General features: G+C 64.4%; 8 protein-coding genes. 5 read left to right on the forward strand and 3 right to left on the reverse strand.

Annotation, left to right across the window (positions count from 1 at the left end):
- Window positions 1-78 precede the first annotated feature (78 nt).
- From ACO6VM_RS21850 to ACO6VM_RS21860, 3 genes are all read right to left on the reverse strand, one after another.
- Entirely contained in the window at window positions 79-1,626 is a 1,548-nt protein-coding gene (locus tag ACO6VM_RS21850) for an APC family permease (RefSeq protein ID WP_125861119.1), read from the reverse strand.
- Between the two features lie 107 nt (window positions 1,627-1,733).
- Window positions 1,734-2,513, reverse strand: coding sequence for a gamma-glutamyl-gamma-aminobutyrate hydrolase family protein (locus tag ACO6VM_RS21855; protein WP_390969562.1), 780 nt, complete (start codon window positions 2,511-2,513; stop codon window positions 1,734-1,736).
- A gap of 4 nt (window positions 2,514-2,517) precedes the next feature.
- Window positions 2,518-3,900 (reverse strand): glutamine synthetase family protein, encoded by a 1,383-nt coding sequence (locus ACO6VM_RS21860; protein ID WP_401055864.1) that lies wholly within the window; start codon window positions 3,898-3,900, stop codon window positions 2,518-2,520.
- Between the two features lie 207 nt (window positions 3,901-4,107).
- Here ACO6VM_RS21860 and ACO6VM_RS21865 point away from each other — a divergent pair, with 207 nt between their 5' ends.
- The 5 genes from ACO6VM_RS21865 (at window position 4,108) to ACO6VM_RS21885 (ending at window position 8,852) form a co-directional block, all read left to right on the forward strand.
- Window positions 4,108-4,980 (forward strand): LysR family transcriptional regulator, encoded by an 873-nt coding sequence (locus ACO6VM_RS21865; RefSeq protein WP_110991991.1) that lies wholly within the window; start codon window positions 4,108-4,110, stop codon window positions 4,978-4,980.
- 251 nt (window positions 4,981-5,231) lie between these two features.
- A complete protein-coding gene (gene rpoZ / locus ACO6VM_RS21870; RefSeq protein WP_003253383.1) occupies window positions 5,232-5,495 on the forward strand; it encodes a DNA-directed RNA polymerase subunit omega in 264 nt (87 codons plus the stop codon).
- Window positions 5,496-5,554: 59 nt separating this feature from the next.
- Window positions 5,555-7,663, forward strand: coding sequence for a bifunctional GTP diphosphokinase/guanosine-3',5'-bis pyrophosphate 3'-pyrophosphohydrolase (spoT, locus tag ACO6VM_RS21875; RefSeq protein ID WP_110991990.1), 2,109 nt, complete (start codon window positions 5,555-5,557; stop codon window positions 7,661-7,663).
- A gap of 23 nt (window positions 7,664-7,686) precedes the next feature.
- Window positions 7,687-8,067 carry a RidA family protein gene (locus tag ACO6VM_RS21880; protein ID WP_110991989.1) on the forward strand — a complete coding sequence of 127 codons (381 nt, stop codon included), beginning with the start codon at window positions 7,687-7,689 and terminating at the stop codon, window positions 8,065-8,067.
- Between the two features lie 59 nt (window positions 8,068-8,126).
- The gene (locus ACO6VM_RS21885) at window positions 8,127-8,852 is read left to right on the forward strand and encodes a hypothetical protein (RefSeq protein ID WP_401055867.1); all 726 of its coding nucleotides are present in this window, start codon (window positions 8,127-8,129) and stop codon (window positions 8,850-8,852) included.
- The last annotated feature ends 61 nt before the right edge of the window (window positions 8,853-8,913 follow it).

Genomic DNA, 8,913 nt, shown 5'->3' on the forward strand with positions numbered 1-8,913 from the left:
CCCACCTCTTGTCGTAGACAACCCCCCCCTCTCTTCGCGAGCTGCCTGCCCCCCCCCCCGCGATGGCTACCTCTACCTTTATTCCTGCAACTGAATGGTCGCCTGCTGACGCAGGGTAGCCCCCAGGAAGTACGCTGGCGCCCGCAACCGCGAGAGCAGCATCAGCACGATGCCCAGCGCCGAGATGATCGCTGCGATCACGAACACCAGGCCCAACCCGCCGACATGCGAGCCGCTGCCGAAGTCCGGCGAAGCGCTGTCGATCGCGGTGCGCGCGAAGATCACCGACAAGATCACCCCACCCAACAGCGGGCACACGCCGCGCATGAAGAAGTGGCGCACGCTGGTGAACAGGCTGTGGCGGAAGTACCACACGCAGGCGAACGCGGTCAGCGAGTAGTAGAAGCAGATCATCATGCCCAGGGCGGTGATGGTGTCGGCCAGCACGTTCTCGCTCAGGGTGCGCATGGTCACGTAGAACAAGGCCGCGGCGACGCCGGCGCAGATGGTGGCATAACGCGGGGTCTGCGAGCGCGGGCAGACGCTGGCGAAACGCTGCGGCACGGCGCCGTAGTAACCCATGGCAAGCAGGGTGCGCGCCGGCGAAACGAAGGTCGACTGCAGCGATGCGGCCGTACTGGCCAGCACGGCGATGGACATCAGGATTGCCAGCGGGCCCATCACCGGGCCGGCCAGGTGGGCAAACACGTTCTCCTGGATACGCGGGTTACCCAGGCCCAGGCCGGTGTCGCTGATCCCGGCGAACTGCAGGGTGGCGATAGCGGTGAGCAGGTACAGCATCAGGATCAGCAATACGGTCCAGGTGGCCGCCTTGCCCGGCACCTCGTCACTGCCGACGGACTCTTCGCTGACGGTCAGGCACACGTCCCAGCCCCAGAAAATGAAGATCGACAACGACAGGCCGGCGGCGAACGCCGAGAACGACTCGACCCCGAACGGGTTGAACCAGGCCAGGTCGAAGGCCAGCGGCGGCGGTGCCGTGGACTCGCTGAACGCGGCGAAGGCAAAGCCGATCAGCACCATCAGTTGCAGGGCCACCAGGCCATACTGCACCGTCATGGTCGTCGCCATGCCGCGACAACAGATCCACACCGCCAGGGCGATGAACACGCAACAGGTGGTGACGTTGATCAGCAGGTTGTCTGCCAGGGCCGCCAGCTCCTGGGTGCCGGTGATCTGGGCCAGGAACAGGTAGAAGAAGTCGACGGCCACGCCCGCCAGGTTGGACAGCACGATGGTGGTGGCGACCACCAGCCCCCAGCCGCCGATCCAGCCGATCATCGGGCCGAAAGCCCGCGCCGACCAGGTGAAGGAGGTGCCGCTGTCCGGCTCCGCCGAGTTCAGCTCGCGGTAGCCCAGGGCCACCAGCAGCATCGGCAGGAAGCCGACGATGAACACCGCCGGCAGGTGGGCGCCGACTTCGCGCACGGTCGGGCCGAGGGCACCGGTCAGGGTGTAGACCGGGGCAATGGTGGAGATGCCCAGCACCACGCTGGCCAAAAGGCCCAGGCGGCCCTTGGCCAGGCCTTTGCTGGCGCCTTGGGTGTTGTTGCCCGAGTCGGCTGCCACATCAGGTGGGCGGCCGGCTTCTGTGTAATTGCTCATGAGTATTTGCCGTAACTATTGGAATTGTTCTCACAGGCCCGCCGTAGAGGGCCCGCTTTCACTCATTGAAAGCTTGCGGGGGGGGCACGGTCATCCTCGACCTTCGGCTAACGCCCGAATGTTTTCGAGCGCACACCCTCCCTTGCAGCGTGGGCAATGCAGGCCTCGCGGAACGCCTCGAACAGGCGCAGCGAAACCGGGTTTTCGGCGTAACGCCATTCCGGGTGCCACTGCACACCGAGCACCAGGCCCGGCGCATCCGGCATCGACACCGCTTCAATCAGGCCATCCGGGGCCCGTGCCTCGACACGCAGGCCAGGGGCCAGACGGTCGATGCCCTGGCTGTGCAGCGAGTTGACCTCGAACTGCGCCGCCAGGCCCAGGCGCTCGAACAACCCGCCCGGTGCAACAGCGACGGGGTGACGAGGGCCGTATTGCACCTCCAGGGGTGCGTCCTCAGGTTCACGGTGGTCCAGGTAGCCGGGCAGTTCCTGCACCCGCTGGTGCAAGGTGCCGCCAAGGGCCACGTTCAATTCCTGGAAGCCACGACAAATGCAGAACACCGGTACCCCGGCGGCAATCGCCGCCTGCAGCAACGGCAAGGTCAGGCGGTCACGCGCAAGGTCGTGGCGGGTGCCTGCCGCGCTGGGCGCGCCATTGTAATGATGCGGCTCGATATTGGAAGGCGAGCCGGTAAACAGAATGCCGTCGAGTTGCGCCAGCAGCGCCTGCGTGTCGCTGCCGCCATCACGGGCCGGCAGGATCAGCGGCATGCCGGCAAAGCCTGCGGCCTCGACATACTTGTCGCCCACCGTGTGCGACGAGTTCTTCCCCACCTGCTGACGGCAGGCGCTGACACCGATCAAGGGGACCGCAATTGCGCTCATGGGCTTACACCGTGTGCAGGTACCAGTTGTACTCGAGGTCGGAGATCGACACTTCGAACTCGGCCAGCTCGCTCTCTTTGCAGGCCACGAAGATATCGATGTAGTCCGGGCTGATGTATTGGTTGAGCACTTCACTGTCGTCCAGCGCGCGCAGGGCATCGCGCAGGTTGTTCGGCAGGCTTTGCTCCAGTTGCTCGTAGGAGTTGCCCTCGATCGGCGCGCCCGGCTCGACCTTGTTGGTCAGGCCATGGTGGATACCGGACAGGATCGCGGCGAGCATCAGGTACGGGTTGGCATCGGCGCCGGCCACGCGGTGCTCGATACGCACGTTGTCGCGGTTGTCGTTCGGCACGCGCACCGCCACCGTGCGGTTGTCCACACCCCAGCTCGGCGCATTGGGCACGTAGAACTGGGCACCGAAGCGGCGGTACGAGTTGATGTTCGGGCAGAGGAATGCCATCGACGCCGGCATGGTCTCCAGCACACCGCCGACGGCGTGGCGCAGGGTGTCGCTTTCGAGCGGGTCGTCACTGGCGAAGATGTTCTTGCCGGTCTTCTTGTCGAGCAGCGAGATGTGCACGTGCAGGCCGTTGCCCGCCTGGCCCGGGTAGGGCTTGGCCATGAAGGTGGTGTCCATTTCATGGTCGTAGGCGACGTTCTTGATCAGGCGCTTGAGCAGGATCGCGTAGTCACAGGCCTTCAGCGGGTCGGCGACGTGATGCAGGTTCACTTCGAACTGCGCCGGGGCGCTTTCCTTGACGATCGCGTCAGCGGGCAGGCCCTGCTCTTTGGCGGCTTCGAGCATGTCCTGCAGGCAGTCGGCGTACTCGTCGAGGTCGTCGATCAGGTACACCTGGGTCGATTGCGGGCGCTTGCCGGAGATTGGCGAGCGTGGCGGCTGCGGGCGACCGTTGAGGTTGTCCTGGTCGATCAGGTAGAACTCCAGCTCGAACGCGGCGCAGATATCCAGGCCCAGGTCGTCGAACTTGCTCACCACCTGGCGTAGCACTTCCCGCGGGTCGGCGAAGAACGGCGCACCGTCCAGCTCATGCATGGTCATCAGCAGCTGGGCGGTGGGGCGCTTCTGCCACGGCTCGTCGCACAGCGTGCCGGCGATCGGGAAGCAGATGCGGTCGGCGTCGCCGATGTCCAGGCCAAGGCCGGTGCTTTCGACGGTCGAACCGTTGATGTCGAGGGCGAACAACGAGGCCGGCAGGTTGATGCCTTTCTCGTACACCTTGTGCAGGCTGGCGCGCTCGATGCGCTTGCCGCGCACCACGCCGTTCATGTCGGAGATCAGCAGATCGACGTACTGGGTGTCCGGATGGGCTTCCAGGAATTCATTCATCTCGCGGGAAGAACTGGCGCACGGGGAGACCGACGTCATGGCTGTACATCCTTTGATTCGGAGCGGCGATGTGGGGATACGGCTGACGCCTGCTAAGGCGACGATGGAATTACTGTTGTTCTTTTCACTGGCCCATCGTTGGGGGCTGGTTGCCGACCGAGTGCATTGATTCCTGCCGGCCATTTCACTATAAAATGGCTCCAGCGCAACTAGACATTGGCAATTCGGCAAGCAGAGCGTGCACCAATGCAATATCAGATCAACCATGCGGACCTGTCACTGGTCCTGGCCCTGGAACGCGGCCGCTCCCTGGCAAAGGCTGCCGAACTGCTCAAGGTCGATGTTTCGACGGTGTTCCGCTCGATTCGCCGGCTGGAATCGGCGTTGGGCACCGCGTTGTTCGTCAAGAGCCGCAAGGGCTACCTGCCCACCGACACCGCCCAGGCCCTGGCCGAGCAGGCCGAGCGCGCCGAACAGGCGCTGGATGCCGCGCGCATCGCCCTGACCAGCGGCGAACAGGTGGTCAGCGGTACGGTGCGCCTGACCTGTACCGAAGCGGTACTGCACAGCTTGCTGCTGCCGGCACTGGCCGAGTTCATGCCCAACTACCCGGCGCTTTCGCTGGAAATGGGCACCTCCAACACCTTCGCCAACCTCAGCCGACGCGACGCCGACATTGCTCTGCGCCTGACCAACACACCGCCGGAGCACCTGGTCGGTCGCTGCCTGGGCTCGACCAGCTACGTGATCTGCGGCCGCCCCGAGCTGCGCGAGCGCCTCGACAGCTCGCCCACCAGCGTGCCGTGGATCGCCCCGGACGACTCCATGCAGGACCACGCCACCGTGGTCTGGCGCAATCAGCAGTACCCGGGGTTGAGCCCGCGCTACCAGTGCAGCGGCATGTCGACCATTGCCCAGCTGGTGAGCACCGGCCTCGGTGTGGCGGCACTGCCCGACTACATGGTCCACGCCCTGCCGGGCGTCGATGCGCTGAGCGGCCCGCTGCCCGGCTGCGATACCCAGCTGTGGCTGCTGACCCGCCCGGATTGCCGCGCGTTGCGCTCGGTGCAGACCCTGTTCGAGGAACTGACCCCGCGGCTGCGCGACGCGATGCTGTGAGGCGGTTGTGTTTGCGGGCTGGGTAACGTTATTGTCAGCCTCACGCTTGGCGCTGTCTGCTCCGGCGCTTTCGCGGGGCAAGCCCGCTCCCACGCAAGTTCAATGTCGAGCGCGACGTGGGAGCGGGCTTGCCCCGCGATGGGTCACCAGACAAAACAGTCCTTCCCTATTGGCTGGTGATTTTTTAAACTATCGAGTCCGCCTGCCCATTCATGGGCGCACGCCTACCGCATTTGCTACTGAGGAAGACCATGGCCCGCGTAACTGTTGAAGACTGCCTGGAACACGTGGATAACCGCTTCGAGCTGGTCATGCTCTCGACCAAGCGCGCCCGCCAGCTGGCTACCGGCGGCAAAGAGCCACGCGTAGCGTGGGAAAACGACAAGCCAACCGTCGTCGCCCTGCGTGAAATCGCCGAAGGCATCGTCACCAACGAATTCATCGCCGCCGAAGAAATCGTCACCGAGGATCCGGTATTCGCCGCGTTCGAGGACGAGAACAACGAGGCCGTCTGATTGATGCCCAGTCGACACCGTGCGGCGCAAGGCCCTCTTCTTTCGCAAGAGGTGAAACCATGCCGGGTATAGAAGCCCTCGCCGAACGGCTGTCGACTTATCTAGGCCCCGAACAGGTCAACCTGGTTCGTCGGGCCTACTTCTACGCCGAACAAGCCCACGACGGCCAGCGCCGCCGCAGCGGCGAACCCTATGTGACGCACCCGCTGGCGGTCGCCAGCATCCTCGCCGACATGCACATGGACCATCAGAGCCTGATGGCGGCCATGCTGCACGACGTGATCGAAGACACCGGCATCGCCAAGGAAGCCTTGAGCCAGCAGTTCGGCGAAACCGTCGCCGAGCTGGTCGACGGGGTCAGCAAGCTGACCCAGATGAACTTCGAGACCAAGGCCGAAGCGCAAGCGGAAAACTTCCAGAAAATGGCCATGGCCATGGCCCGCGACATTCGCGTGATCCTGGTCAAGCTGGCCGACCGCCTGCATAACATGCGCACGCTGGAAGTGCTGTCCGGCGAAAAACGCCGGCGCATCGCCAAGGAAACCCTCGAGATCTACGCCCCCATCGCCAACCGCCTGGGGATGCACACCGTGCGCGTGGAGTTCGAGGACCTGGGCTTCAAGGCCATGCACCCGATGCGCTCCTCGCTGATCCACCGCGCGGTGAAAAGCGCCCGTGGCAACCGCAAGGAGATCGTCGCCAAGATCGAAACCTCGCTGGCCAACTGCCTGGCCGCCGACGGTATCGAGGGCGAGGTCAGTGGACGGCAGAAACACCTCTACGGCATCTACAAGAAGATGCGTGGCAAGCGCCGCGCCTTCACCGAAATCATGGACGTGTACGCCTTCCGCATCGTCGTCGACAAGGTCGACACCTGCTACCGCGTGCTGGGCGCCGTGCACAACCTGTACAAGCCGCTGCCGGGGCGCTTCAAGGATTACATCGCGATCCCCAAGGCCAACGGCTACCAGTCGCTGCACACCACCCTGTTCGGCATGCACGGCGTGCCCATCGAAATCCAGATCCGCACCCGCGAAATGGAAGAGATGGCCAACAACGGCATCGCCGCGCACTGGCTGTACAAGTCCAACGAGGAAGAGCAGCCCAAGGGCAGCCACGCCCGCGCCCGCCAGTGGGTCAAGGGCATCCTCGAACTGCAGCAGCGCGCCGGCAACTCGCTGGAATTCATCGAGAGCGTGAAGATCGACCTGTTCCCGGACGAGGTCTACGTCTTCACCCCCAAAGGCCGGATCATGGAGCTGCCCAAAGGCTCCACCGCCGTCGACTTTGCCTACGCGGTGCACACCGACGTCGGCAACAGCTGCATCGCCTGCCGTATCAACCGCCGCCTGGCGCCGCTGTCCGAACCGCTGCAAAGCGGCTCGACCGTGGAGATCGTCAGCGCCCCGGGCGCCCGCCCGAACCCGGCCTGGCTCAACTTCGTGGTGACCGGCAAGGCCCGCACGCACATCCGTCATGCCCTCAAGCAGCAGCGCCGCTCCGAGTCCATCAGCCTCGGCGAGCGCCTGCTGAACAAGGTACTGACCGGTTTCGACAGCAGCCTGGAGAAGATCCCCCAGGAGCGCATCCAGGCGATTCTCGCCGAGTACCGCCTGGAGCTGATCGAAGACCTGCTCGAAGACATCGGCCTGGGCAACCGCATGGCCTATGTGGTCGCCCGCCGCCTGCTGTCCGCCGACGGCGAGGAGCTGCCGGCACCGGAAGGCCCGCTGACGATCCGCGGCACCGAGGGCCTGGTGCTCAGCTATGCCAAGTGCTGCACGCCGATCCCGGGCGATCCGATCGTCGGCCACCTGTCGGCAGGCAAGGGCATGGTCGTGCACCTGGAAGACTGCCGCAACATCAGTGAAATCCGTCATAACCCAGAGAAGTGCCTGCAGCTTTCCTGGGCCAAGGATGTCGCTGGCGAGTTCAATGTCGAGCTGCGCGTCGAGCTGGAACACCAGCGCGGCCTGATCGCCCTCCTGGCCAGCAGCGTCAACGCCGCCGACGGCAACATCGAAAAAATCAGCATGGACGAACGCGACGGCCGTATCAGCGTGGTCCAACTGGTGGTCAGCGTGCGCGACCGCGTGCACCTGGCCCGCGTGATCAAGAAGCTGCGCACCTTGACCGGGGTGGTCCGCATCACCCGGACGCGTGCGTAGTCCGCCAACCGCAAGGAGTCATCATGAGCAAGACTGTCATCACCAGCGACAAGGCCCCTGCCGCCATCGGTACTTACTCTCAGGCGATCAAGGCCGGCAACACCGTGTACATGTCGGGCCAGATCCCGCTCGACCCGAAAACCATGGAACTGGTTGAAGGCTTCGAAGCCCAGACCGTCCAGGTGTTCGAAAACCTGAAGTCGGTCGCCGAGGCCGCTGGTGGTTCGTTCAAGGACATCGTCAAGCTGAACATCTTCCTCACCGACCTGAGCCACTTCGCCAAGGTCAACGAGGTGATGGGCCGTTACTTCGAACAGCCCTATCCTGCCCGCGCCGCCATCGGCGTGGCTGCGCTGCCAAAAGGCGCCCAGGTTGAAATGGACGCCATTCTGGTCCTCGAGTAATACCCCCGGGTGACGGGCGCCACGCCCGTCACCGCACCTCCTGCCCCAAGGTCCTCCCCATGCGCCACGCATTGCCTCTGGCATTGGCAGCCCTGCTCCTGGGCGGCTGCGCCAGCCACAAACCGGAAGATTTCAACGGCACCTGGATCAACCAGGACGCCATCGACGCAGTCGTCAAAAGCGGCCGTGTGAGTGAGCCGCTGAACAAAAATGGCATCGAGCTCGAATGGAAGCTGGATGTCGCCAGCCAGAAAGCCAGCTTCAGCAATGGTTTCGAAGCGGTCGACGGCCAACTCAGCGCCAACAAGAACAACTGGAAGGTCAGCTTTGCAGGTGGCCAGACCGAACAGCTGGAGCTGGATGGCGACGAGCTTCGGGTCATTAACCCTGCTGGTGCAGAACAGCACTTCGTACGCAGCGAAGCGGCAAGCAACACCCCGCTGGGTGGCAGCTTCGAGAAGGCGCTGTACAAAGCCTTCCTCGGCGGTGACTGGAAGATCGTCGAAGGCCAGGGCCAAGGTACTACCGTGCGCTTCAACGACACCGGCAACGTCACCGGGCTGCCTGGGGTTGACCGCTTCGCCGTGTGCCTGGCGGGCGATTGCGCGACCATGGGCGGCGGCAACGACAGCATGTGGCTGGAACGCAACCAGCGCGGTGCGCCGTGGATCTTCAAGCGCGATGGCGACACCCTGGAGATCTTCCGGGCGGTGAACCGCGCCCAGCCGGACGAGATGCCCGAGCTGGCTGCCGGCGCCCGGCAGTGGGTGCTGGAGAAGAACTAACGCTCATCGCGGGGGGAAACCCCCCCCCCCCAACACAAGAACCCCCCCGGGAAGGGGGTTT

Source organism: Pseudomonas sp. GZD-209, from assembly GCF_049310485.1.
Lineage (GTDB): Bacteria > Pseudomonadota > Gammaproteobacteria > Pseudomonadales > Pseudomonadaceae > Aquipseudomonas > Aquipseudomonas sichuanensis.